22 protein-coding genes and 1 pseudogene are annotated in these 24,833 nt (G+C 39.8%); 5 read left to right on the forward strand and 18 right to left on the reverse strand.

Translation table 11 applies throughout. The annotated features are described in order from the left end of the window. Window positions 1–236: 236 nt before the first annotated feature. A complete protein-coding gene (trhO, locus tag C3945_RS05230) occupies window positions 237–1,205 on the forward strand; it encodes an oxygen-dependent tRNA uridine(34) hydroxylase TrhO (protein WP_161878711.1) in 969 nt (322 codons plus the stop codon). Between the two features lie 199 nt (window positions 1,206–1,404). Continuing rightward, window positions 1,405–4,101, forward strand: coding sequence for a transglycosylase domain-containing protein (locus C3945_RS05235; RefSeq protein ID WP_161878642.1), 2,697 nt, complete (start codon window positions 1,405–1,407; stop codon window positions 4,099–4,101). Window positions 4,102–4,173: 72 nt separating this feature from the next. Here the strand turns inward: C3945_RS05235 and ccpA are convergent, their stop codons facing one another. Further along, window positions 4,174–5,190, reverse strand: a complete 1,017-nt coding sequence (gene ccpA / locus C3945_RS05240) for a catabolite control protein A (protein ID WP_161878643.1) — start codon at window positions 5,188–5,190, stop codon at window positions 4,174–4,176. A gap of 240 nt (window positions 5,191–5,430) precedes the next feature. Here ccpA and C3945_RS05245 point away from each other — a divergent pair, with 240 nt between their 5' ends. After that, window positions 5,431–6,531 carry a M24 family metallopeptidase gene (locus C3945_RS05245; RefSeq protein ID WP_161878644.1) on the forward strand — a complete coding sequence of 367 codons (1,101 nt, stop codon included), beginning with the start codon at window positions 5,431–5,433 and terminating at the stop codon, window positions 6,529–6,531. Window positions 6,532–6,615: 84 nt separating this feature from the next. On the opposite strand, the gene C3945_RS05250 is transcribed toward C3945_RS05245, so the two are convergent. The 3 genes from C3945_RS05250 to C3945_RS05260 all read right to left on the reverse strand — a co-directional run bounded on the left by C3945_RS05250 (window position 6,616) and on the right by C3945_RS05260 (window position 8,286). Next, window positions 6,616–7,146: an FMN-binding protein gene (locus tag C3945_RS05250; protein ID WP_161878645.1), complete on the reverse strand. Its 531-nt coding sequence runs from the start codon at window positions 7,144–7,146 to the stop codon at window positions 6,616–6,618. Between the two features lie 78 nt (window positions 7,147–7,224). Beyond that, window positions 7,225–7,842, reverse strand: coding sequence for a YtxH domain-containing protein (locus C3945_RS05255; protein WP_161878646.1), 618 nt, complete (start codon window positions 7,840–7,842; stop codon window positions 7,225–7,227). Between the two features lie 45 nt (window positions 7,843–7,887). Further along, window positions 7,888–8,286, reverse strand: coding sequence for a DUF948 domain-containing protein (locus C3945_RS05260; protein ID WP_161878647.1), 399 nt, complete (start codon window positions 8,284–8,286; stop codon window positions 7,888–7,890). A 199-nt stretch (window positions 8,287–8,485) separates the two neighbouring features. Here C3945_RS05260 and C3945_RS05265 point away from each other — a divergent pair, with 199 nt between their 5' ends. Further along, window positions 8,486–9,367, forward strand: a complete 882-nt coding sequence (locus tag C3945_RS05265; RefSeq protein ID WP_161878648.1) for a mechanosensitive ion channel family protein — start codon at window positions 8,486–8,488, stop codon at window positions 9,365–9,367. A gap of 67 nt (window positions 9,368–9,434) precedes the next feature. On the opposite strand, the gene cbpB is transcribed toward C3945_RS05265, so the two are convergent. From cbpB to racE, 4 genes and pseudogenes are all read right to left on the reverse strand, one after another. Beyond that, window positions 9,435–9,914: a cyclic-di-AMP-binding protein CbpB gene (gene cbpB / locus C3945_RS05270; protein ID WP_161878649.1), complete on the reverse strand. Its 480-nt coding sequence runs from the start codon at window positions 9,912–9,914 to the stop codon at window positions 9,435–9,437. A gap of 161 nt (window positions 9,915–10,075) precedes the next feature. Beyond that, window positions 10,076–10,597, reverse strand: coding sequence for a metallophosphoesterase family protein (locus tag C3945_RS05275; RefSeq protein WP_161878650.1), 522 nt, complete (start codon window positions 10,595–10,597; stop codon window positions 10,076–10,078). A 79-nt stretch (window positions 10,598–10,676) separates the two neighbouring features. Continuing rightward, a pseudogene (locus tag C3945_RS05280) lies at window positions 10,677–11,288 on the reverse strand (XTP/dITP diphosphatase); the annotation flags it as partial. After that, window positions 11,254–12,111: a glutamate racemase gene (racE, locus tag C3945_RS05285; protein WP_442862162.1), complete on the reverse strand. Its 858-nt coding sequence runs from the start codon at window positions 12,109–12,111 to the stop codon at window positions 11,254–11,256. The gene racE and the pseudogene C3945_RS05280, both read right to left, overlap by 35 nt. A gap of 232 nt (window positions 12,112–12,343) precedes the next feature. On the opposite strand from racE, the gene C3945_RS05290 reads away from it, so the two are divergent. Beyond that, a complete protein-coding gene (locus C3945_RS05290) occupies window positions 12,344–12,763 on the forward strand; it encodes a DUF2507 domain-containing protein (protein ID WP_161878652.1) in 420 nt (139 codons plus the stop codon). A gap of 61 nt (window positions 12,764–12,824) precedes the next feature. Here the strand turns inward: C3945_RS05290 and C3945_RS05295 are convergent, their stop codons facing one another. The 10 genes from C3945_RS05295 to mgtE all read right to left on the reverse strand — a co-directional run bounded on the left by C3945_RS05295 (window position 12,825) and on the right by mgtE (window position 24,748). Continuing rightward, window positions 12,825–14,294 carry an FAD/NAD(P)-binding protein gene (locus C3945_RS05295; RefSeq protein ID WP_161878653.1) on the reverse strand — a complete coding sequence of 490 codons (1,470 nt, stop codon included), beginning with the start codon at window positions 14,292–14,294 and terminating at the stop codon, window positions 12,825–12,827. Between the two features lie 153 nt (window positions 14,295–14,447). Continuing rightward, window positions 14,448–14,729 carry a hypothetical protein gene (locus tag C3945_RS05300; RefSeq protein WP_161878654.1) on the reverse strand — a complete coding sequence of 94 codons (282 nt, stop codon included), beginning with the start codon at window positions 14,727–14,729 and terminating at the stop codon, window positions 14,448–14,450. 306 nt (window positions 14,730–15,035) lie between these two features. Continuing rightward, on the reverse strand, window positions 15,036–15,347 hold the full coding sequence (trxA, locus tag C3945_RS05305; RefSeq protein WP_161878655.1) for a thioredoxin: 312 nt from the start codon (window positions 15,345–15,347) through the stop codon (window positions 15,036–15,038). 104 nt (window positions 15,348–15,451) lie between these two features. Continuing rightward, the gene (locus C3945_RS05310) at window positions 15,452–17,824 is read right to left on the reverse strand and encodes an endonuclease MutS2 (protein ID WP_161878656.1); all 2,373 of its coding nucleotides are present in this window, start codon (window positions 17,822–17,824) and stop codon (window positions 15,452–15,454) included. Window positions 17,825–17,986: 162 nt separating this feature from the next. Beyond that, entirely contained in the window at window positions 17,987–18,547 is a 561-nt protein-coding gene (locus C3945_RS05315; RefSeq protein WP_161878657.1) for a CvpA family protein, read from the reverse strand. A 37-nt stretch (window positions 18,548–18,584) separates the two neighbouring features. Then, entirely contained in the window at window positions 18,585–18,848 is a 264-nt protein-coding gene (locus C3945_RS05320) for a cell division protein ZapA (protein WP_161878658.1), read from the reverse strand. Window positions 18,849–19,042: 194 nt separating this feature from the next. After that, a complete protein-coding gene (pheT, locus tag C3945_RS05325) occupies window positions 19,043–21,460 on the reverse strand; it encodes a phenylalanine--tRNA ligase subunit beta (RefSeq protein ID WP_161878659.1) in 2,418 nt (805 codons plus the stop codon). Between the two features lie 6 nt (window positions 21,461–21,466). Continuing rightward, the gene (pheS, locus tag C3945_RS05330) at window positions 21,467–22,513 is read right to left on the reverse strand and encodes a phenylalanine--tRNA ligase subunit alpha (RefSeq protein ID WP_161878660.1); all 1,047 of its coding nucleotides are present in this window, start codon (window positions 22,511–22,513) and stop codon (window positions 21,467–21,469) included. A 410-nt stretch (window positions 22,514–22,923) separates the two neighbouring features. After that, a complete protein-coding gene (locus C3945_RS05335) occupies window positions 22,924–23,265 on the reverse strand; it encodes a winged helix-turn-helix transcriptional regulator (RefSeq protein ID WP_161878713.1) in 342 nt (113 codons plus the stop codon). 118 nt (window positions 23,266–23,383) lie between these two features. Next, a complete protein-coding gene (gene mgtE, locus C3945_RS05340; protein WP_161878661.1) occupies window positions 23,384–24,748 on the reverse strand; it encodes a magnesium transporter in 1,365 nt (454 codons plus the stop codon). Window positions 24,749–24,833 lie beyond the last annotated feature (85 nt).

Genomic DNA, 24,833 nt, shown 5'->3' on the forward strand with positions numbered 1-24,833 from the left:
CAACTATGCTTCTGCTTCCAGTTTCACAGGTGTACTTGCAAAAATGTTCAGTTGATTTGCCTTGAATAAAAATATTTTCCGTAAGACAGACTTTTAGATTAAAGGTTACCGAGAATAACTTGACACATACAAAAGCCCCCCTATACTTGCATTTTTACACGTTTCGCACTATACTCTTTAGTGATTCTAGATGATAGAATAGAGCATAGACTCACCTAATACAGGAGGAATAATTAATAATGAACAATTATCGCGTGCTGCTATATTACAAATACGTCAAGATTGAATACCCCGAAACATTTAGAGACAATCATTTAGCCCTTTGCAAAGAGATTGGTCTAAAAGGCCGTATACTCGTTTCTGAAGAAGGCTTAAACGGAACAGTGTCTGGAACGATTGAGCAAACGGATCAGTATATGGAAGCTCTCCGTTCTGATGAACGCTTTGAAGATATTATGTTTAAAATAGATGACGCCGACGGACATGCTTTCAAAAAAATGCATGTTCGTTACCGTCCAGAAATTGTGTCTCTTGAATTAGGAGAAGACGATTTAAATCCAAACGACATCACGGGTGATTATTTAGACCCCGTTGAGTTTCGTCAAGCTTTAGAAGATGAAAACACTATTGTTTTGGATGCTCGTAATGATTATGAGTACGATCTTGGTCACTTTAGGGGTGCTATTCGCCCTGAAATCCGTAATTTCAGAGAATTGCCTCAGTGGATTAAAGACAACAAAGAAGCCTTTATGGATAAGCGTGTCGTGACTTATTGTACTGGTGGCGTTCGTTGTGAAAAGTTAAGTGGTTGGCTATTAAAAGAAGGTTTCCAAGATGTTGGGCAACTTCACGGAGGCATCCACAACTATGGCACTCACCCAGAAGTTCAAGGCGAACTATGGGATGGTAAAATGTACGTTTTTGATGAGCGCATTAGCGTAGACATTAATAGAAAAGAAAAAACCGTTGTCGCAAAAGACTGGTTTGACGGATCGCCTTGCGAACGTTACGTTAACTGTGGTAATCCGTACTGTAACCGTCAAATTATTACATCTGAAGAAAATGAACACAAATATGTCCGTGGCTGCAGTCACGAGTGCCGTGTTCACCCAGCTAACCGTTATATTACGGCTCATAACTTAAGCCGAGATGAATGGGCAAAAAGAATGGAAGCTATTGGCGAAGCTTTACCGGAAACAGTGTAATACTATAAGCGAAGAAGCTCTGTCCCCTTTCATGGTGGTGCAGAGCTTTTTTTATGTTGCTCTTTACTTTTTGCTTAACATTTCTGTCACAGTCCTTACCTTTTTAAAGTAAATACCCATTGCTTATTTTACTTTCACTATCGTTTTGCTATAATATAGCCAGTTCTACTTTAAAATACACTTACACAAGGAGTCCAGCATGAAACGAACTGAAAGAAACAATCAATCGAATGCAGAGCCGAATCAATCGTCACGATTTCAGTCATTCCTATACTACTTTGATATTTTTTACCGAGTTGTTAAAGCGTTAGTTATTATCATTGTCATTGTCTTAGTCATTGGAGGAGCCTTGGGAGCTGGTACAGCTATCGGCTATTTTGCCTCGCTTGTACACGGGACAGAAGTTCCTGAATACGAGCAAATGGTATCTCAAGTCACTGACTACAATTCTAAATCAACGATGTATTATGGTAGTGGCGAAATTATTAGTGATTTACGTGCCGACTTATTAAGAACCCCTATTGACTATGAAGAGGTCTCTCCTTTATTAGTTAATGCTATTGTCGCAACGGAAGATGAGCATTTCTTTGAACATGAAGGGGTTGTACCGAAAGCAGTTGCCCGTGCCTTAGCTCAAGATATCGTTGACTCTGGTGCGTCAACAGGTGGATCGACTTTAACTCAGCAGCTTGTTAAACAGCAAATGGTTGGGGCTGAAGTATCCCATGCTAGAAAGGCTAACGAAATTCTGTTGGCTATGCGTTTGGAAAACCACATGGATAAGGATGAGATTTTACAAGCTTACCTTAACGTGTCACCTTTTGGCCGAAACAACAAAGGTCAAAACATTGCTGGTGTTGAAGAAGCTGCACAAGGGATCTTTGGTGTTCCCGCTTCTGAGGTGTCATTACCTCAAGCCGCTTTTATAGCAGGGTTGCCACAGCGTCCGATCGCCTTTAGTCCCTACACTCAAACTGGACAAATTAAAGAAGATCAAAGCTTAGGTTTGCGCCGTCAGCGCGAGGTTCTTTTCCGTATGTACCGTGAAGGTTATATTAGCCGTGAAGAGTATGATGAAGCTTTAGAGTACGACTTAACTCAAGACTTTATTAACCGTGAAGAAATTGAAGAAGATGGCTTGTCATATATTTATGACTTGGCTGAAACCGAAGCCGTTCAATTATTGATTCAACACTACTATGAAGAGGATGGCATCACTCAAGAGATGCTCGACAATGACCCTTCTCTTTCAACAGAATACTACGAACGAGCATACTTTAACATTAGAAACAAAGGCTACCAAATTCACACAACTATTGACCGAGACATTCACTATGCTTTAGAAAATACCGTTGCACAGTACCGTGACGAGCTGGGTATTGAACAAACGATCACGTATACCGATGACGAAGGGGTTACTCATACAGAGACTTTACCTGTCCAAATTGGTGGAGCTCTAATAGATAATGAAACCGGTCGTGTCATTGCCTTTATTGGGGGCCGTGATTATGAGGTATCTCAATTTAATAATGCGTTTCAAATGAGACGTAGCCCGGGATCCATTATCAAACCGCTTCTCGTATATGGACCAGCTTTGGCTGAGGGCCTGATCACTCCAGCGACCATCATTCCCGATACAGAATACGCTGTCCCTAACTGGAATGCTGAACTTGGAGAATTTGAAGACTTCTTCCCTTCCAACTATGGAGATACGACTAACGAATGGATGACTGCTAGAGAAGCTTTGTATCGTTCACAAAATATTCCCGCATACAGATTGTATATGGAAATGAAGGATGATTATAATCCTGGGGAATACATCCGTCGTATGGGAATGGGGCCTCAAGCTATCAAAGACAAAGAGTTTGAAAATGCCGCCTTATCTATCGGTGGTACAGATGCTGGACCGACTCCTGTTGAACTGGTTAGTGCCTTTGCTTCTATGGGGAATAACGGTGTTCATGTTGAGCCTTACGTTATTGACCGTATTGAAGACAGCCAAGGCGAGATTGTGTATCAAAATGAATCAGCTAAAACAGAAGTATGGAGTCCAGATGCCAATTACATGCTTTTAGATATGTTAAGAGATGTGCACACAGAAGGAACAGCTCGAGGTGTGATGGACCAAGTCAACTTCGATGCTGACTGGATTTCTAAAACAGGAACCACTCAAAGTTATTCTGATGTGTGGTACGTTGCGAGCACGCCTCGTGTCAGCTTTGGTACATGGATTGGTTACGGAACGAGCCGAGCTAACTTGCGACATGATTACGGTATTCACCCAAGTCTACGTGTTCGTACGATGTGGGCTAGATTAGTTAATGCTGTCTATGAACAAAACCCTGATATCTTTGGTGTCGGAGAAGTATTCCCAAGACCTGAAGGCATCACTGAAGAATCCGTTATTCAAGCCACTGGTATGAAAGCTGGTACCGTTGAAGCACCTGACGGATCAACCTTCTCTTACTCTGGACCAACTCACACAGAGATATTTGCTTCTGGCAATGTGCCTGGTCCAACCGTTTATGACTTTGCCATTCAAGCTTCTGAAGAAGATTACCAGAATTTCTGGAGTCGTTATTTAGACTCCCTTTCACCCGATACTGATGAGTCTGATGATAATTCTAATGACGAATCCGATGAAGAAGAGACTAACGAACCTTCCACTAGTCCTGACTCCTCGAATGATTCTAATGGATCGAATGAATCAAACGATAACGGAAACGACGAATCCGATGATCCTGAACCTTCTGATAATTCCAACGGCAACGGCTCCTCAAATGAGGGTGATGCTAATGGAAATAATGATGATCCTGACACCGATGCGGAAGATGATTCCGAAGTTGGAAATGGTAACGGTAATGGGAATGGAAACGGCGAAGATGAGGATGGATAAAGGTTAATTTTATTCCTAAAGAACCTATAAAAAAGGCAGCCTCCAGTTTAATGGGGGCTGCCTTTTTATTCTTTATAAAGCTTCTTTCGTTTTTGTCGTTCCTTTTGATAAAATGGTGTAAGGCAGTTTAATTGTCTTTTCATCAATGTCTTCTTTGTTCATTAACTTCGTCAACAAACGCATAGCTACTGCCCCAATGTCATACAAGGGTTGAACCACTGTACTTAATTGTGGACGAGTGATTTCTGTTAGCATAGAGTTATTGGCTGTAATGATTTCAAAGTCTTCTGGAATAGAAACACCACGATCAAGGGCTGCATTTAAGATACCTACAGCTAGTTCATCATCTGAAACAATCGCTGCTGTAGCGCCTGCTTTAGTCAATTGATCATAGACAGCTTCTCCTACTTTATAAGTGTAGGCTGACTGTAAAACTAGGTCCTCATTATAAGGTAAACCTGCTTCTTCCAACGCTTTTTTGTAACCATTCAAGCGGTAAATACCGTTAATCGGCTCAGCGTGACTTTCCGATATGAAAGCAATATCTTTGTGGCCATTTTGAATAAGAACTTCCGTGCTTTCTTTCGTTGCTGTTTCATAGTCAATATTGACACTTCCCACTTGCTCATCTGGGTCAACCGTTCCAGCTAATACGACTGGTGTGCGTGAACGTGAAAATTCTGCACGTAGTTCTTCAGTGATTTTGTTACCCATGAAAATAACGCCATCCACTTGTTTAGCCAAAAGTGTATTTAACACTTGAACTTCTTTCAGTTCGTTTTTGTCTGAGTTAGCTAAGATGATGTTGTATTTATACATTGTTGCAATATCATCAATTCCACGAGCCAAAGTTGAGAAATACAAGTTTGTGACGTCAGGAATAATCACACCTACTGTTGTCGTCTTTTTGCTCGCTAGCCCTCTAGCCACTGCGTTTGGACGATAATCTAATCGATCAATAACTTCTAATACTTTCTTTCGTGTTGTTGGTTTGACATTCGGATTTCCGTTGACCACTCGTGAAACAGTAGCCATGGAAACGCCTGCTTCTCTGGCTACGTCGTAAATAGTAATTGTTTGTTTATCCATGTTGATGCTCCTTTAATTAATATAATATTTATGTTAGCGTATTCTTTATACTCTTTAAATAGAATAACAGTAATGTAGCAACTTATCAATCATTATCCATAGATTTTCATGAAATTTTCTTATTTGTTTTCAGAAAGGGCTTTCTTCTGATAGAATATTAATTTTCAAGAGATTATTAAGACTATGTTGGCTATATTTGTTACACTGATGATAGTAAAAAATCCGAAAGAAGGCTTAATTATGTCAAATCTAACACCATTTCAAACACACATGAAGAACAAAAATCTGGATTTACTTTATATTGATGACCCTTCTACTGTTGCCTATTTAACAGGTTATCAAAGTAACCCACATGAGCGAGTATTAGCCGTACTTCTCTTTCAAGACACCTTATGGATGATTGTACCGGCTTTGGAATATGCAAGTGTAAAAGGTGCAGTTCCAGTCGACCGACTCATCTCTTATGAAGATGGACAATCGCCGTGGCTCTTTTTAAAAGAGGCTCTTTCAGAAGAAGAGATAAGCATCCAAACAGTTGGCATTCATGAACTCACATTGTCTGTTACGAGGTATCGTGCCTTGCTATCTACTTTAGAAAAGGTTACTTTTGTCGATATCACTGAGATGACTCAACACCTTCAAGCGATTAAGCAAGCACATGAAATTGATATCATGAAAGAAGCAGGAGCATTAGCTGATCTCGCATTAAAAATTGGTATGGATGCTCTTAAGACTAACATTACCGAAGAAGAGGTTGTCTCAATTATTGAATCCGCTATGAAAAAAAGAGGGGTTAAGGAAATGAGCTTCGATACCATGGTGCTCTTCGGGTCTAACGCAGCCAGTCCACACGGTTCGCCAGGAAATAACCCATTACAACCCGGTCAGTTGGTTCTGTTTGATTTAGGCGTTGTTCATAAAGGCTACACGAGTGATGTGACTCGAACCGTCGCTTACGGTCATGTGTCTCAGCAAAGTAAAGATGTTTACCAAGTCGTCTTAACTGCTCAAGAACAAGCTCAGGCATCAGTGAGACCCGGTATAACTGCTGGTGAATTGGATTCTATTGCTCGGTCGGTCATTGAAGAAGCTGGTTACGGCAAGTTTTTCACTCATCGTCTGGGTCACGGTTTAGGTATGTCTGTTCACGAGTACCCAAATATTGCTCCAAGTGATCAGACAGTTATTGAAAAAGGATTTTGTTTTTCATTGGAGCCAGGCATTTATATTGAAAACGAAGTCGGCGTTCGCATTGAAGATTGCATCGTTGTCACAGAGAATGGCTGTGAAGCGTTCACTCATACACCTAAAGACCTGATAACTATTGAAGTCAAAAGCTAAACCATTTGAGTAGGAGTTAAAAACACGACTATGTTAGCCCTCTCTTCTATTGAGAGTAGCTTACATAACCGTGTTTTTTTGAAGTTAATTATCTACTTCCAATCCTTCCGTTGCTCCATTTTCTGCAGCGTTCAATAGCATGGCCGCATATTCTTGGAATTTTTCTGATGACTGTGTTGCCCCTGAAACAGCATCGATTTGTGCAGTATCAGACGTTTCAACTAACTGATTATTTAATTCAGGAACATAATCCTGAGGACCAACTCCAGTCTCTTCAGCCATCATCTGCTGATACTCATCATCTTCGGTTTTGGCCGTTCCCTCTTCGTTATATTCATTGTAATCAGAGGAACTAACTTCTCCATTCTCCACTTCAATTGTAAATTGGACTCTCCAACCATTTTCGTCAGCATTCATTTCTTCTAATTCGTAAGTTCCGTCTTGTAACGTACCGTGAGTGCTATCTGGATCGGTTGTGCCCTCATCAACGCTCGTCTCCCCGTCTCCAACTTCTTCAGTCGGTTCAAAGTCGTCGGTTTGGTTTTGATTGTCCATGCATGCTGTTAATAAAAATGCGGACGCTCCAAAAAACAAAGCAGTTTTAACAGCCTTCAATGCTCTCTCCTCCTTTCATTTTGGTTAACAGAAAAAGGATGCGATAAAAACCGCACCCTTTTCAATTCCCTATGCTTCTTATATACCAACGTTTGTGTTGGAAGTGTTTTTATTGTCCTCGTCTGTATCATCAGCTGTTTGCTCTGAAGACACGTTAGTCGGTTTTTCTTCTTTGTTGTCTTCATCAGCCTTTTCTTGGTCATAATCAAAATCCATTGTACGAGAGGTAGCTCCTGGAACAGAGTTATCAAAATCATTGGAATCATTAGACGAGCCATTACTGCCTTCTTTAGCAGTGTCCTTCATGTCTTCTGCAGTTTCCGACATGATTTCTTTGTCTTTCTCCATACCCTCTTTGAGTGTTTCTTTCATATTTTCAGCGGTTTCTCTGGCTTCATTTTTAATGTCTTCCAGATTTTTTTCAGCTTCGTCGCTATCCATTCCGACATCACTTTTCAGCTGGTCATAAGTAGCAGACGCATTTTTCAGGTACTTAGAACTGGCTTCTCCAACGGTTTCTTTGAACTCTGAGCCTTTTTCTTTTGCTTTGTCCATGTAGTTTTTAGTTTGCTCTGACAATTTACCACGGGTTTCTTCACCGGATTTAGGAGCCAATAATAATGCCGTAATACCGGCTACTGCTGCTCCAACAAATGTACCAAGTGCAAAGCTTTCTGCGTTGTATTTTTTCTTCATTATGTCAATCTCTCCTTTAATTTTTCGTTTATTAGTCAGTCTCGATTAATTTTTTATACCAGAACTCACTTTTTTAGCTATTCCAACAGAGGCTCCTTTTTTTGATGCGCTCGCTAAAGATCCGGTTAGATTACGAGTGGACTGGTTCAAACTAGAGACAGATTCTCCAAGATCACCAACTGCTTTAAATAATGGGTCAGTTAATCCAAGTTTGCCATTGACGTCATCTAGTGTGGTATTTGTTTTATTTAACAACCCTTCCACTTCAATGAGTAAATGATCCGCATCTTTCGTGATAGTGCTTAAACTTTTGTTTGCTTCCTCTACTGTGGTATTTAACTCCCCTACAACACTCGCTACTTTAAATAATACGTAGCAAAGTCCTAAAACCAATACAGCAAAAGCGATTGCTGCTATTAAAGCTGCTATTTCTCCACCTGTCATAATTATCCCTCTTTCTTATATTCTTTTATGCTTAACCTTAGATTACCATTCTTTCCAAAATAAATGCAAATAAGACGTACTAGATGATTCACTAGATGTTAATTGAAACTTTATTAAAACCTGTTAAACTATAAAGAGGTTCCTTTTAAAGAGACTATTTAATCTAATAGACAAGGAAAACCTAAGAAAGGGGTAGTTTATGGAAGACCAAACTGATGTCCTCCAAACGATTCAAGAGGAAACAAATTTCATTACAGAATTATGGAACTCCATTCCTTGGCGATCAATTGGTGTAACTGTTATTGTAGAAGGACTTAAAATACTTGTTGCTGTAATTGTTTTCTTGATTGTAAAAAAAATTGTAGAAGTAGTTATTGAAGCTATTTTCAATAGGTATATGAAAAACAACAACCGTATTCCCAATCGATTGAATACATTGTTCAAGTTAAGTAAAAACATTTTAAATGCTGTCTTGTACTTCATTCTTATTTCTACTATTTTAACAATCATTGGCATTGAAATCGGCCCACTGATAGCCGGTGCTGGGGTAGTCGGTTTGTCATTGTCACTTGGAGCCCAGGGCTTTGTATCAGATGTCGTCAATGGATTTATGATACTCATGGAAAAGCAAGCTGATGTTGGTGATGTGGTTAAAATTGGAGATGTCACAGGTACGGTAGAAGACGTTAATTTAAAAACAACTAAACTAAGAGACTTTGATGGAACCATTCACTATATTCCTAATAGAGTCATTGAGATTATCAGCAATATGTCACGAGCTGATATGCGTGTGTTAATTCAAATTAGGCTATTTCCCACTACTGATTTTGAAGAAGTAAGGAAAGTGCTGGAGCAAGTCAATGACGAGCTGTTCCCTATGTTTGAAGAAGAAATAACGGTTAAACCAACGGGTATATCATTCGTCCCGGTGGGGTCAGGTCAGATGGCTGCTGAGATTATTATGTTTGCAAAAAATGGAACCCAATGGGCAGTAAGGAATACCTTTTATGAAGAGTATGTCGAAGCTTTAAGAGAAAAAGGTATTGAATTACCTAAAATCAATTTTGACTTAGCTGAATAATTTAATATACAAAAACACGCCGTCACCCATTACATTAAATGGAGCGGCGTGTTTTCCTTTGAGGTAGTTAATAAGTCACTGCTTCTTTTTCTTTTACATCATAGATTTTTTCTAGATCGTGAGCCACTCGATTGGTGCCCTTTAAAATTTCACTGCGTGTGATGATGCCTTTAAATTCATTCTCTTCGTTAACTACGGTAATGAACGCATCGTTCACTAACATATGCAAGACATCTTCCAATTCGAAATTCTCCTTCACTACCGGGTAATCTGTGTCCATTACCTCGCCTACTTCAATATCAGCAAGCTTTTCAAATTGGACATCCTCTATATTCATAATGGATTGCATGATTGTCGGTAGAGAAATGAGTCCTTTCATTTTTGAATCCCCATCAAGTACTGGCACGACAGAATATTTATCTGAGGTTAAAATTAGTAGCGCATGATTTAATCGATTATGAATCCCAACAACAGCGACTTCATCTGCGGGTTTCACTAACCTTTGCTCATCATCAATCAATAACCGTTTTACTTTATCACCTATCATTACATCACTCCGTGTAACCGTTCTATTCAATTCTATTCTACCTTTTTTTTGGCAAATACCCAACTAAGAAATCCCTCATTTGGCTATTATTAGAAAAGTTTTAGAACATTCTTATCAAAAACGACCTAAACCTCGTTACGTTTGAAAATATTAAGAAGTAGTTATTGGGTTAATGAGAAGGTGCTGTTTAATTCTGATACTTCATTATGGTCTCTGTCATAGTAAGTAAAGGTGACGGTTGATTTATCATCCGGAATAGTTATTGCCAGATAAGTACCTAATTCACGGTCACGGGGTTGAGTGATACTGCCAGGGTTCACAAAGAATATGCCTTCTTCTTTATCCACTTTTGGAATATGCGTATGGCCGTACAAGACCATTCGGCTATTCGCCTCTCTTGCTTCTGATACCAGTGGATCAAAGGATCTCTTCACGCTGTGTAGATGACCGTGTGCGATAAGAAACGGTTCTCCTTCTAATTCAACGACAAGAGTGTCCTTTAACTTCTTCTCAAAGTCCATATTGCCTTTTACTGATTTATACTTTTGGAATAAGGGGTGTTCTGCGGGTAATTCCGAATCCCCGCAGTGAAACCAAGCAGTCGTATCCTCGTTATGAATGGACAATATTTCTTCCATATAGTACGTATCTCCATGATTATCGCTTACTACTATTACTTTCATCCTTCTCGACCTTCCCTTCCAGTTTGTTTACGCCTTCTTACCCTAGCTAAAGTGATTTATCCCACAGCTTCTCCACCGTTTAATGAGGCAAAGACTCTAGCCAGTTATCCAATAGACTATCTAAACGACTTAGTGCATTTGCGCGATGACTGATTTTATTTTTTTCGCTCTCACTTAATTCAGCCAAGGTTTTATCTAACTCAGGAAGCAAAAAGAGCGAATCATATCCAAATCCGTTTTCACCCCGAGGGATACCTGTAATAGCCCCTTTTAATTCTCCTTGAACGACTAACGACTCTTTTTGAGGATGAGCCAGTGCTAATGCACAATGAAATGTCGCACGTCTCTCCTGGTCTTTCACATCTGCTAATTCTGTTAACAATTTGGCATTGTTTTTAGCGTCGTCTTTTTCTTCTCCGGCATATCGAGCAGAAAAAACACCTGGCTGCCCAAGTAAAGCCTCTACCGCTAAACCGGAATCATCCGCAATGACAGTTGTTTGAAGGTGTTCAGCGATGGTTTCAGCTTTGAGAAGGGCATTATCTTTGAAGGTATAACCCGTTTCTTCCACATCTTCAATATCAGGGTAATCAAGTAAGGTTTTTATTTGAAGCCCTCTTTCTTTAAATAGTGCCTCAAATTCTTTTGCTTTCCCTTTATTTCGAGTCGCAATGACTACTGTGTTCGTTTCTGCCATGTTTATCTGTCAACCTTTCTAATGCAATAGTCTCTATCGTAAACTGATCTGTTTCTAACCAGTCTTTTGCTATTTTTTTAAATGCGTCTTTGGAACCGGTCGTATACAATTGAACACTTGGGTTCCCGTCTGCTTCTGCTCGCGTTTGCTCTTCTTCTAATACTCTTTCAATCGCTTGTGACGTCAACGCTCCAGAGTCGATGAGTGTCACATCTTCTCCCATTACTTCTTGAATAAAAGGAGCTAATAAAGGAAAATGCGTACAGCCCAAAATTAAAGTATCCATAGTAGCTGTTTTAAAAGGCTCCAATGTTTCAGCCACTACTTTCTTAGCATTTTCGGATCGGTAATCGTTTTGCTCAACTAAGTCAACAAACTGAGGACAAGCTAAACTCTCTATGCTTATATCTGAATCGAATGATTTTATTGTCTCTTCATAGAACCCAGAATCTACTGTGCTTCTTGTTGCCAAAACGCCTACTTTTTTTGTTTGAGATAGCTTGGCTGCCGCCTCACTCCCAGGGACGATGACCCCTATAACAGGGACGGATACGCGTTGACTCACTTCCTTGAGTGCTTGAGCTGTCGCAGTATTGCAAGCAATCACAATCATTTTAACTCCCTGACTGACTAAAAAATCAGCAAGTTGAAGCGTGTAGGTTATAATATCTTTTTCTTCTTTATTCCCGTATGGGTTGCGTAATGTGTCCCCTATATACACAAATGACTCATGGGGTAGTCTTTCTTTCACAGCTTTTAAAACCGTTAAGCCGCCTACACCCGAATCTAACATCCCGATTGGTTTTCTTATCATCATGCATTCAACCTTTTCTTTTTTAAATATCACTTCATCATCACGTGACTGGTCACTCGATTAACTATAATGGACGATTCTATCTGAATCTTTTCTGGAAACCTCTTTGAAAAAACGGTAAAATATAAAAGAGTGGTTTTCCCTCACCCTTCATTATAAAGAAATCTCGAATGAATGGAAAGCTTAAAACCGTTGACATATTAATATTAGGATTTAGAAAGAGGTGACACACGATATGAATGATAACATGAATGACCCTTTAAAAGGTATATCACTGCTTAGAGATCACTTACTTCCTCTTCTGTTGAGAGATGATGAACAAGAGATTTTATATTGGGCAGGAAAGGATTTAGCACGAACCTACGATTTTACATCCTTTGATGATATAAAAGCCATTATGCAAGAGGTCTCCTTTGGTCGTCTTGAACTAACTACTCAGAAACGATCCACTTTTGAATGCCGTTTAGAAGGAGAGATCATTGCTGAGAGATTAAAAACGAATAATCAAGCGACTTTTTCAATGGAAACGGGTTTCTTGGCCGAAGCCATTCAAGAAGTAACCGGTCATTATACAGAAGGCACGTATCAGATTATGAAAAAATCCGATGCTGTGGCTATTGAATTGACGTTTGATAAGCATGAACACTATAGTTGACGTAAAAAAAGACTGTTATGGTTCTCCCTTTGTCAAAAATGGGAGAACCATAACAGTCTTTTTAACGTTTGGTTTTTCTTTTCACTAACACATCCATCATATCTCTTACACCAACTTCAGCGCTTTTTGATACCATGTCTACATTTGTGTTGCCATACTGCACACCAGAAGCGAGCTGACCATATACCTTAAACGTTGAGCGTATCCTTCCACGTCTGTCAATTGCACTCATCGAAGGGTAGTCAATCTTTACTCCACCATATGGATACGGGACAATGAACCCTTCTTCTATTAACTGCTTGATAAGTGGTTGATGCAAATCAAGAGAGTAATAAAGATTTGTACTTTGACCTGTTGCATTAATCAGGACATCAACTGTAAACTGGTCACCATTCTCACAGTTAACTTCAAATCTATCGTCTCGTCGTTTGATTGACTGAATATGACTATAGATGGCAATCTTTTTTTGATCGACCGACTGAATAAGGGATCGTACCGCTTCTTCTGTCACTGGAATTTTGAAATTTAAAAACTGCTCTTCGTACTTGTTTTTGAATAGCACTTTTTCTTTTTTGGGCAAGGTCCACCAAATATAAGGAAAGGTCTCTTTGAGCTGACTAATGAACTGCTGGAAACGGCCCAATTCGTCTAAGTGGTTTAACTCATGTCTCATGCTATCTAAACTTCCTTGTCCAAACTCAGTACACATGTGTTTAACGTTTATTCCTTTTTTAGTAGCCAGTTGACTAAATGCTTCTTTCACATCTTCAAAGGTTAAGGCATCTTTTTTATCGATGAGTGTCTGTTTAAACTGCTCTTTCTCTTCTTGAGAGAGATGCAGAGGAACGTGATGGCCTCTAACGGAAGAAAAGCGTTTATCCAAGGATAAAAAGGCTATGTTAGTCTCCGGGTAATGCCTTTGTAGAAATAACATAGCATCCATTGCTGTTAAACGGGTGCCTATAATCCCTACTGTGCCTGACTGATTTTCCAGTTTCAACTGACTCTCAAAAGGGTAGGGATGATAGATATAGCCAGGAAGACCTTTAAGCCGGTAGGGATCAGCATAAGGGCTGTGTCCAATAGCCAAATGAACCCCATCAACGATTTCTTGCCGGGTAGCACTTTTCAGCTTGATGCGGCCATCACTCAATGCGTGCATACTTTGCACGTCTTCGTAGATAACGTTCATCGTTAACTCTCTTGACCACTCTTTCAATCGGTCAGATAAGTACTCGCCAAACCATTTCCTAGGCAAATGGGGTTTCTCTTGGTGTTCTGGTCCTTTATACTTGGTTACCCATTTAAGAAAATCCTCTGAATCGCTTGGATCAATTGTCATCGTATCGGTATACTGGTTTATGAGTAAGGCCTCGTCATCCTTTTGATAAGGCATACCGGTGCCATATTGATCTCTGTTTGAAAAGACGACTATATCTACATCCATCCTCTTGCCTTGGTTAAGTACGTTCTTAATCTCTCTTAACACACTGATCCCAGCAACGCCCATCCCTACTATTGCAATTTTCATCCTCTACCTCCTTTTTTTGTCACTCATTTTAGTATAACAAAAAGGCTCATTTGTTTTTAGGTTAGTGTGATTATTTACAAAAACATTACAATAGAATCAACAAAAAAAGTTCCCTTATTTCCTTTAAAAAGAAGAATAAGAGAACGTTATTAATTACAAATTAACGTTTAATGAAAATGTTTTGATGACAGTAATGTGTTCTTCAGTCATTTGAACAAAAGAAATTTCTTTTGCATTCCAAGACATCAAATCATTTAAGGAGTGAGCATTCTTTCTCAGCACGACATCTAACGGGCAATCAAGTTCATCGTCCGCATTATAAATAACGTCCTGACTATCTACTTCCAGCTCTATTACCTTATCCTTACAAGTGATGATGTATTTGTATTGTATTGACTGTGTAGGTGTAACTAATCCCACTTTTTCATGTGACATACTAATCACTCTCCGAACCGTTCTATACGTTTACTCGTGACTATATGTCACTTACGTAGAGCACTATACTCACTTTTTATTAGCAGTAAACACTGTAATGCTCATTTTATAGCACGCTTTATGAAAAAGATAGAACAGGTTTTCCTTTGACAAAATTTGTTGATAGTTAGTTCATAATGTTGACACATTTAAGGTATTAACATACATACTTATTAAAAATGAAGAGAGATGTTTTGATTTTAAATACAATAAGGTTTTTTACAAAAAAAGGGAGACCTCATATGCGAAGTCTCCTCTTCATACCTTTTATTGATGGTTTGCTAGAGCTGATTCAATCTGCTCTTTACTGTGGTATCCAATCAATTTATCTACAACTTCCCCGTCTTTGGTAATTAATAGAGTAGGGATGCTCATGATACCAAATTTACTTGGTGTTTCTTGATTAGCGTCCACGTCCATTTTATAGTATTTCACGCTTCCGTCTGATTCTTCGCCTAATTCATCAATGACTGGTGACTGCATACGGCAAGGTCCACACCATGTGGCCCAAAAGTCAGTCAATGCTAGACCTGAGTTTGTTTCTTGTTCAAATGTCTGATCTGTTAGTTCTTTAATCATTATAAAACCTCCTGTATAATCCTCGCTTACTTATTAAAAGTAAGTTATCTTTTACATTGTTAGTATATCAAAATTAATCGATGATGTCTACCTTCGAGGCCCTCTTATTTAAAGGTGACGATGGTTGCACCACTTCCACCTTGGTTAGCCGGAGCATCACTGTAGGTTTTCACTTGAGAATGCTTTTTCAAAAATTCGTGAACCCCTTTGCGTACTGCCCCAGTTCCCATACCATGAATAATCGTCACTTTAGGGTAATTTTGAAGTAATGCTTGATCGATATAGCGGTCAACTTGCTGAACGGCTTCTTCTACCCGCTCGCCTCTCACATCAATCTCAGTCGACACTCCCATTCCAGAAGACCGATTAATAGAGACGCGTTGCTGTGGTACTTTTTCTTGTTCCACTTGAATTAAATCCGTTTCCGGTAGCTTCATCTTAAGCATACCCATTTGAACCACCCACTCACGATTCCCTGCTTTTTCAACCACGATTCCTTTTTGACCAAAGGATTGAACTTCTACAGAGTCACCGACTTTTAATGCTTTCTTCTGCTTTTGCTTTTGCAAGACTTTGTTTTTACTCAAGGAGTCTTCTTCTGTTTTAAGTCTGGACAAGCGGGTCTGAGCATCAATAAATTCATGTTCTTTCAACGGTTCATTGAATTGCCCTTCAAGTTGGCGTTGCCTTAATTCTTTAATAATGTCATCCGCTTCTTGTCTGGCTTTGTCCACAATGTCATTCGCTTCTTTTTCAGCTTTTTTCTTCAGATCGTCTCGTTCATCTTGATACTGTTTGAACGCTTCTTTCAACTCGCGGTGCAATCGTTCTGCTTCTTTTAATTCATTCGTTGCTTTACCAGCTTCTGTTTCTGCTTCTTTACGTCTACTTTCCAAATCTTCAATCATTTGGTCAACATTTTGACTTTCTCCACTTAATAATTGTTTAGCCGTATCGATAATCATATCATCAAGACCCAGTCTTCTGGCAATCTCAAAGGCGTTACTTCGTCCGGGAATCCCAATAAGCAAACGGTAGGTCGGACTTAATGTGTCCACGTTAAATTCCATACTCGCATTAATTGTTTCTGGTCGGTTGTATCCATAAGCTTTTAGCTCGGGATAGTGGGAGGTTATCATGACATAACTACCTGTTTGACCAATCGCGTCCAGTATTGAAATCGCTAAAGCGGCCCCTTCTTGAGGATCGGTTCCTGCTCCTAATTCATCAAATAAGATCAGACTGTCATCATCCATTCTCTCAAGAATCGACACGATTGTCGTTAAGTGAGAGGAGAAGGTAGATAGACTTTGTTCGATAGACTGCTCATCACCTATATCAGCAAAGACACTTGAAAAGATGCCCATCGTACTGCCATCCTCAACCGGTAAAAACAATCCTGCCTGCCCCATTAACTGCAATAGTCCCAATGTTTTCAAAACGACTGTTTTACCACCTGTGTTGGGTCCAGTTACAATCATCGTTTTATAGTCTTCGCCTATAATAATGTCGTTGGCGACGACTTCATCTTCTTTGAGTAAAGGGTGGCGCGCTTGGTAGAGAGCCACGTGCTTATTTGTATTAAGTTTAGGCATCACAGCTTTTATACTTCGAGCGTAACGGGCTTTTGCTTGGATAAAGTCCAGCTCGACCAAGAGTGATAGATGGTATTCCAAGTCCTCACGGTATGGTGCGATGTCTTGAGTTAATTCTGATAAAATGCGTTCTACTTCTGCTTTTTCTTCTACTTGATACACTCTCAAGCGGTTGTTCAAATCCAATACACTTTGTGGCTCTATAAATAAGGTTTGACCTGTGGAACTTTGATCATGAACGACTCCACCGAAAGTAGACCGGTTTTCTTGCTTGACCGGGATGACGTATCGATCATTTCTCATGGTAATAATGGCATCTGTCAAGAATCTGGACTGAGGTCCTCTGACAATACTTTCCAACTTTTGTCGGGCACGGCTTTCTGTTGATTTGATGCTGTCACGAATCCGTTTTAAAGCTGAACTGGCATCATCAAGAACATAGCCCCCTTCGTCTACTACTGAAAAGATTTTGCGTTCCAAAGGTGTAAAACTGACTAGCTGTTCCGCTTTTTCATACAAACGGTTTAAAGGAATATCTTCTTCCTTTGCATCCGAAAAAAAGCGTTTAATGTCTTTAAGCGTTCGAAGGATACGTCCAATTTGAGCTATTTCTTGTCCATTTAAGGTTCCTTGTATTCTCACTCGCTTTAAATGTGGTCTGATGTCATCGAATTCAGCAACAGGGATGCCACCTTTTAATCGTAATAATCGGCTAGCATCTTCAGTTTCTTCTAATTGTTCACGAATAAGAGACTCTTCTTGTGTAGGGACTAATTTAGAGGCTTTTTCTCTACCTAGCCTGGATACTGTATGCTCCCCCAGAGCTCGAATGACTTTTTCATATTCCAGTGTGTGATAGGATGCTGGTAAGGCTTCAGTCACTATACTCTCTCCTTTACTTTTCGTGTTGCTTCCAGTGTCTTGTGTCTTTTATTTATCAAAAAAAGGTTGATTGATAGGAAGCCTAGCTTATTCCCTTTCAACCAACACTCCTTTTAAATTATGTTTAGTGTAGTAATCATACGTTCTATTTTGAGTAGGTTGTCAATTATCTATACTGTCTTCAACCCACCAGTCATAAAATTGAGCAGATAATTCTGGTGTCGACGTTACGATTCCTCTTGCCAAAGTGCTTGAGGCGAACTGTTCTTGCAAGAAGGTGAGTGGGACTGTTGATAGGACAAACAGGACTAAAAAGAGCCCTATATAATGAACAACTAAACTAACGACCGCTCCACCTATGGCATTGAACACCCGGATACCTGGTATATCGGCTAGAAAACTAAGTAATCCTCCAATAAGACGTGTCAATAGCCATCCGACGAATAATATAAGCAAGAAAGACATGCCCCGGTAAAATGCACCATCTAATTCAAAGAGAAACTCAATACCATATAAGACAAATGGATTGGTTGAGATAGTCAAAGGCGTAGGGTACGGGATGAACATTTCGACGTAATAACTGAACACCTCATGATAATTTAAAGCAAACCAAAAAGAGACCGCATATCCTATAGTCAGTGTCAATTGAAGGATCAACCCTCTTTTAACTCCACTGTAAAAAGCTAAAAATAAAATCAATATAATAATCAGATTGAACAGCATACGTTTCTCCTCACAATGAAACAATCGGGTGATTGCATTAAGCTTTTTCTTCCATTTGTTTCAATTTCTCTTTAATTTCTTCCATTTCTTTTCGCATAGTCAACTGGTCAGAAACAGCATTAATTGCCAGCAATATGGCTCGCTTTTCTTTGTCCAGTCCTTTGGTCATCACTTTCAACTGTGTCAATTGCTCATCAACCGTTTCAGCTACAACCTGCATATGTTTTTGAGATTTAGGTCCAACAATGGTATAGGTTTCTCCATCAATTACCGCTTTATACCTGCTCTTCTCTTCCGGCATTAAAAAGCCCCCTTGCTTCTCAAATTCTTTATTATAATAACACGAATTGAGTTTATATGCATTATATCCCTTGATTTATTTGTCTTTTAATATACTTTTAAGTTTTGACCCTCTCTGGTTATACGTTACGTGTTCGAGTTCAATGAGAAGTCATTAAAAAAAGCAGAGACAACAGCCTCTGCTTTTCTTGTGACTTAACGAATTTCTGCTTTGAATGAGTCAATGAGTGCTTGTTTCAGTTTTTCGAAGTCACCATTAACGTCTTCTTCTTTTAGTGTGGCATCTGGATTTAAATAAGATAAGCTGTAGGCTACTGATTTTTTGCCTGGTTCAATCTTTTCACCTTGATAGAGGTCAAACAATCGAATCGAGCTCAACCATTTGCCACCCTGTTCTTTCATTACATGCAAGATCTCTTCATGCAGGACTGTTTCATCCACGACGAATGCGATATCACGAGATGTTCCTGGGTATTTCGGAATGCTTGTATAAAGAAGCGGTTCTTGTTCGATTCCAAATACACAGTCCATATTGAGTTCAAATAATACAGTGTCTTGAAGGTCTCGTTCAAGAGCTACACTTGGATGCAGTTGACCAACAAAGCCGACAACCTTATTGTTTATGAGAATATAAGCTGTACGGCCAGGGTGCATGCCTTTAATATCTTGAGCAGGTTTAAACTGAGTGTCATCACCTAGACCTATTTGTTCAAGCCATCCCTCGACGATTCCTTTAGCTGCGTAATAGTCTACCGTTTGTTCTGTTTCCTGCCACGTGTTATCCACAATCGTACCTGTTAACACACCCGCGATATGATTGACTTCTTTAGGCATTGTTTCTCCTGGTTGGTTGTGGAAAACGTGACCTATTTCATACAGACTTACGTTTTTAGTTTGACGGGCAACGTTATACTGAACATTATCCAGTAAACCACTGATTAAGCTTTTACGAAGAGCGCGGTGTTCTTCACTCATTGGCCAGTCCAATTCAATCGGCTCGCCTGATTCAAGTGAGAACGCTTTGGCTTCAGGGACCGTCGTTAACGCATAGCTGATGGCTTGCGACAATCCGGCACCTTCCATATAGTGACGGCTGAATCTAGTCAGGGATTGTTCTCTAGTTAATTCACCAGGTACGGTTTCATTAACTGGTAAGGTCGACGGAATATTATTGTACCCATAAATACGGGCAATTTCTTCAATTATATCTGCTTCGATTGCTATGTCCCAACGTCTTGGCGGAACAGTTACTTTAACTTGTTCAGAACTAACTTCTGCTTCAAAACCCAATCTCTTAAAGACTTGGATGATATCTTCTTCAATTAACTCTGTTCCAAGCGCTCGGTTGATACGGTCAATGGTCGATTCAACGGTTACAGATTTTGGTTCTACATGCGTCACACTCGCTACACCAGTCACAACCGTTCCTTGACCTAAGTCAGCAATTAAAGCCGCAGCATGATTCAGCGCTTCCTCTACGGTCGCTTTGTTAATGCCTTTTTCAAAGCGGGAACTTGACTCACTTCTTAAGTTTAATCGCTGAGCTGTTTTACGAATGGAAGTGGAGTCAAACACAGCCGATTCCAAAGCAACTGTTCTTGTTTCTGTGGTCACATGAGTATTTTCTCCACCCATGACACCTGCCAATGCTACGGGAATCTCGCCATTCGTGATGACCAATTGATCTGGGTTTAACTGGCGTTCTTGACCGTCTAACGTCACCATTGTCTCTTTGTCGTGAGCACGTCTAACGAGAATATCTTTGGAATCCAACGCATCATAATCAAAGGCATGCAGTGGCTGACCGTATTCCAACATAATATAATTGGTGACATCAACTACTGCATCAATTGGTCGGATGCCAGCATTCATTAGTTTGTTTTGTAACCACAGTGGACTTTCTTTGATGGTTAAGTCTTTAATGACTCTCATCTTGTATATAGGTGTATCGTCGCCATCTGTAACGGTTACCTTCACCCAGTTTTCGATCGTTTCGTTAGTGTCTTCTGTTAGTTCGATGGATTTAAATTGAGGTTTTTGAGACAGAATTGCACCTGTTTCGTGGGCTACCCCTCTCATGCTCAATGCATCTGCACGGTTTGGTGTAATATCCAACTCGATGAAGGCATCGTCCAGTCCAACATAAGAAAGCACACTCTCTCCTACTACCGCATCCTCTGGCAAAATATAAATCCCATCTTCTGCGTGTTTAGGAACAACCGAATCAGAAAAACCTAATTCGTCTAGGGAACAAATCATACCGTTTGAAACATGACCTCTTAATTTGCTTTTTTTAATTTTAAACCCACCCGGTAAACGTGCACCTGGAAGGGCAACAATCACTTTTTGTCCTGCTTTTACATTAGGCGCTCCACAAACGATTTGTGTCGCCTCGTCTTCACCGACATTGACTGTTGTAACATTTAAATGGTCTGAGCCTTCCATTTTTTCCGCAGTCAAAACTTCTCCTACGACTAATTTCTGTAGTGTCTCAGAAGGAATGGTGACATCATCCACTTCAATGCCTGTTAATGTAATCTCATCGGCCAAGTCTCTTGGAGACACTGATGATAAATCTAAATATTCACTTAACCATTTTACTGATACTCTCATGCTTTTCTACCCTTTCCTCTTGAATTGTGCTAAGAAGCGCTGGTCGTTTAGATAAAATTGACGAATATCATCCACGCCATATTTCAACATGGCAATACGGTCAGGTCCCATACCAAATGCAAACCCACCATACACATTCGGATCGACGCCAGACATTTCTAGAACGCTTGGATGAGTCATGCCAGCTCCAAGTATTTCAATCCAGCCTGATTGTTTACATACGTTACAGCCGTCGCCTCCACATTTAAAACAGCTGACGTCCACTTCAACAGACGGTTCTGTAAAGGGGAAGTAACTTGGGCGCAAACGAATCTCACGGTCATCACCGAACATTTTTTTAGCGAGCAATTCAAGTGTCCCTTTCAAGTCAGCCATCGTAATGTGCTTATCGATAACTAACCCCTCAATTTGATGGAACTGGTGCGAGTGAGTCGCATCATCTGTATCGCGTCGGTACACTTTACCTGGACTAAACATTTTAAGCGGTCCTTTTGAAAAGTCATGTGCTTCCAAAGTTCTTGCTTGAATCGGTGAGGTATGTGTTCTCAGTAGTAATTCAGAAGTAATATAAAACGTGTCTTGCATATCTCTTGCCGGGTGATTTTGAGGCAAGTTCACTCGTTCAAAGTTATAATAGTCCGTCTCGACTTCTGTTCCTTCAACGATATCATAACCCATGCCTAAAAATAGGTCTTCGATTTCTTCCATAATTTGCGTCAGTACATGAGACTGACCTTTTTTCATTTGACGACCTGGAAGAGTCACGTCAATGGTTTCTTCTGCTAATTGCTTTTCTAAAGCCTCTTTTTCTAAGGTCTCTTTTTTTGAACTTAACGCTTGAGTCATCTCGTCTCTGACTTCGTTGGCAACTTTACCAATGACTGGACGCTCTTCTCCCGGAACATCTTTCATTCCTTTTAGAACAGCTGTCAATTCACCTTTTTTACCTAAATAGCTCACTCGAATAGATTCAATCTCTTTCACTAAAGATGATTGATCGATATCTTCTAACGCTTTTGTTAATAATGCTGACAATTTTTCTTTCATATCCATAGGCGAAACTCCCTCTTTCTCATAATAATCTTTCTTCATTTGTGACGAATGGTACACAGGCTGTTTTTAGGGGTTTGTGACTAGTTACTGCTAGTTTTTCGTAAGAAATTGTCACCAAACCTGATTTATTCCCTTTATAATTTTGAGCAAATAAAAAAACCCCGTCCCAATAGAGGGACGAGGTCAACACGCGGTACCACCCTTGTTCAAAAGCTAGGCTTTTGCACTTACTGCTTAACGGCGCATACCGGGATTGATTTATCCACGTTTTCCATCTCATATTTTTATATGGTATGGAAGGATGAAAGTGAAGTTCGGTCTGAAGTTCAATAGATGCTTCCAGCCAAGGCATCTGTCTCTAGTATTGACCAGTCAAACGTACTCTTTTTCATCATCGTTTTCACATTCTATTATTCTTCGTCACAGGCCCAAACATCTGCCCAGTTCTGTACTTCTTTCATCACATTCTCTAACGCTTTTCCTTTTTCGGTCAAGCAATAACCGGAACGTATATCACATGTCTCATCTAAGTCTCTCGTCACAATGTTTTCGTTTTCCAGTTCTTTCAAACGTTCAACCAATACACGGTCACTTACACCAGGGATAGCCTGGGATAGATCTTTAAAGCGACGAGGGCCTTCCAATAATACATCAATAATTAAACCAGTCCATTTTTTCCCCAAAATAGTGAACGTCTGCTCGAACTTAGGACAAATTACTTTATCATACTCTGAATTTTTCGTTTTAATCATTTCAATCATATGGGGTCACCTCTTTCACACCATCAGTATAACATTCTTTATCTCGAAATGGTATAAAACAACTTGATTTTCTTATCTTTAAAATTTCGTTCACATCTTAACTAATGACTTACAAACTTTCCAATAGAAGTGTGGCTATTGAGAAATAAATGGCCAGACTAATTGTATCATTGATTGTAGTGATAAATGGGCCGGATGCGACTGCCGGGTCAATTTTAGTTTTCGTGATAATAGCAGGAATCGTTGTCCCGATAACAGTTGATATAGCGACGGTGATGAACATGGATACCGCTAGGATAAATGCTAACACTGGGTTTTGATAAAAAACAAGGACGATGGCAATCATCACCATGGCTGCAACGAGTCCCATAATGACACCGGCTCCTAGCTCGTTTTTTACTGTTTTAAAGAAGCTTACTTTATTGGATTCATCTTCAAGTGATAAATTACGAACCGCAACCGCAAGCGATTGTGTTCCCACGTTACCAGCAGTGGCCATCAGAATCGGTATAAAGGTGGCTAAGACGACGACTTCATTAAGCGTTTCTTCGAACACGCCAACGAGTTCACCTGTCAGCATCCCTAGGAACAACAGAACAATAATCCACGGAATTCTGGCTTTGGCAGCCGATAGAGCCGTGGGTTTTCTGTCATCTTCTGTTCGAGAGATCGCTGCGAATTCGTTAAAGTCCTCGGTTACCTCTTCTTCTAAAATATCCAAGATGTCATCGACTGTGATGATTCCAAGGATTTTTCCTTCTGCATCCGTAACAGGAACAGCCAGCAAGTCATAGTCTTGCGCTAAGCGAGCAACCACTTCTTGGTCTTCTGTATCTTTTACTGAAACGACTTGATTAAACATAATGTTTTCAACAACTTCTGTCTCGGGAGCTAACAATAAATCCCTTAACGACAGCACCCCAACTAATGCGCCCTGGTCGTCAATCACATACAAATAATAAATGGTCTCTGCATCGTTACCGATTTTTCTGAGCATATTGATGACCTGACTAGTCGTTTGCTTATACCGAACAGAGATAAATTCTTTCGTCATAATGGAACCAGCAGTCTCAGGTTCATAAGCCATTAGTTCCTGCACGTGTCTGCTTTCTTCTTCGTCCATTAAGGCTAGTATGGCTGCGCTATCCGTGTCTTCACTATCTGTAAAGAAGCGAGCGACATCGTCTGCAGCCATTTCGTTAAACACTTCGGTCATGAATGCCTCTGGTAAATTAGCAACAGCCGCTTCTTGGTCCTCAATTGCCATCCACTCAAATATTTCAGCGAATTCTTCCGGAGTTAAAAAATCAGATATTTTTCTCTTATTTTCAGGGTATAGCAAATAAAACACTTCATGCTGATCTCGGTCATGTAATCGTAAAAACAAATCACGGAATTCTTCTCGCTTATTCATTTTCACTGCTTGATAAATCGCTTCATAATACTGTTCTTTTTCTAATGTGTCGTTTTCCATCCTTGAAGCACCTACTTAACCTTCAAATTTTCTTACTCACGTTCGTGTACACTTTATTTTAAAGACACATGGCCTTTTTTTCAAT

This window comes from Alkalibacterium sp. MB6, from assembly GCF_009935905.1.
Classification (GTDB): domain Bacteria; phylum Bacillota; class Bacilli; order Lactobacillales; family Carnobacteriaceae_A; genus Alkalibacterium.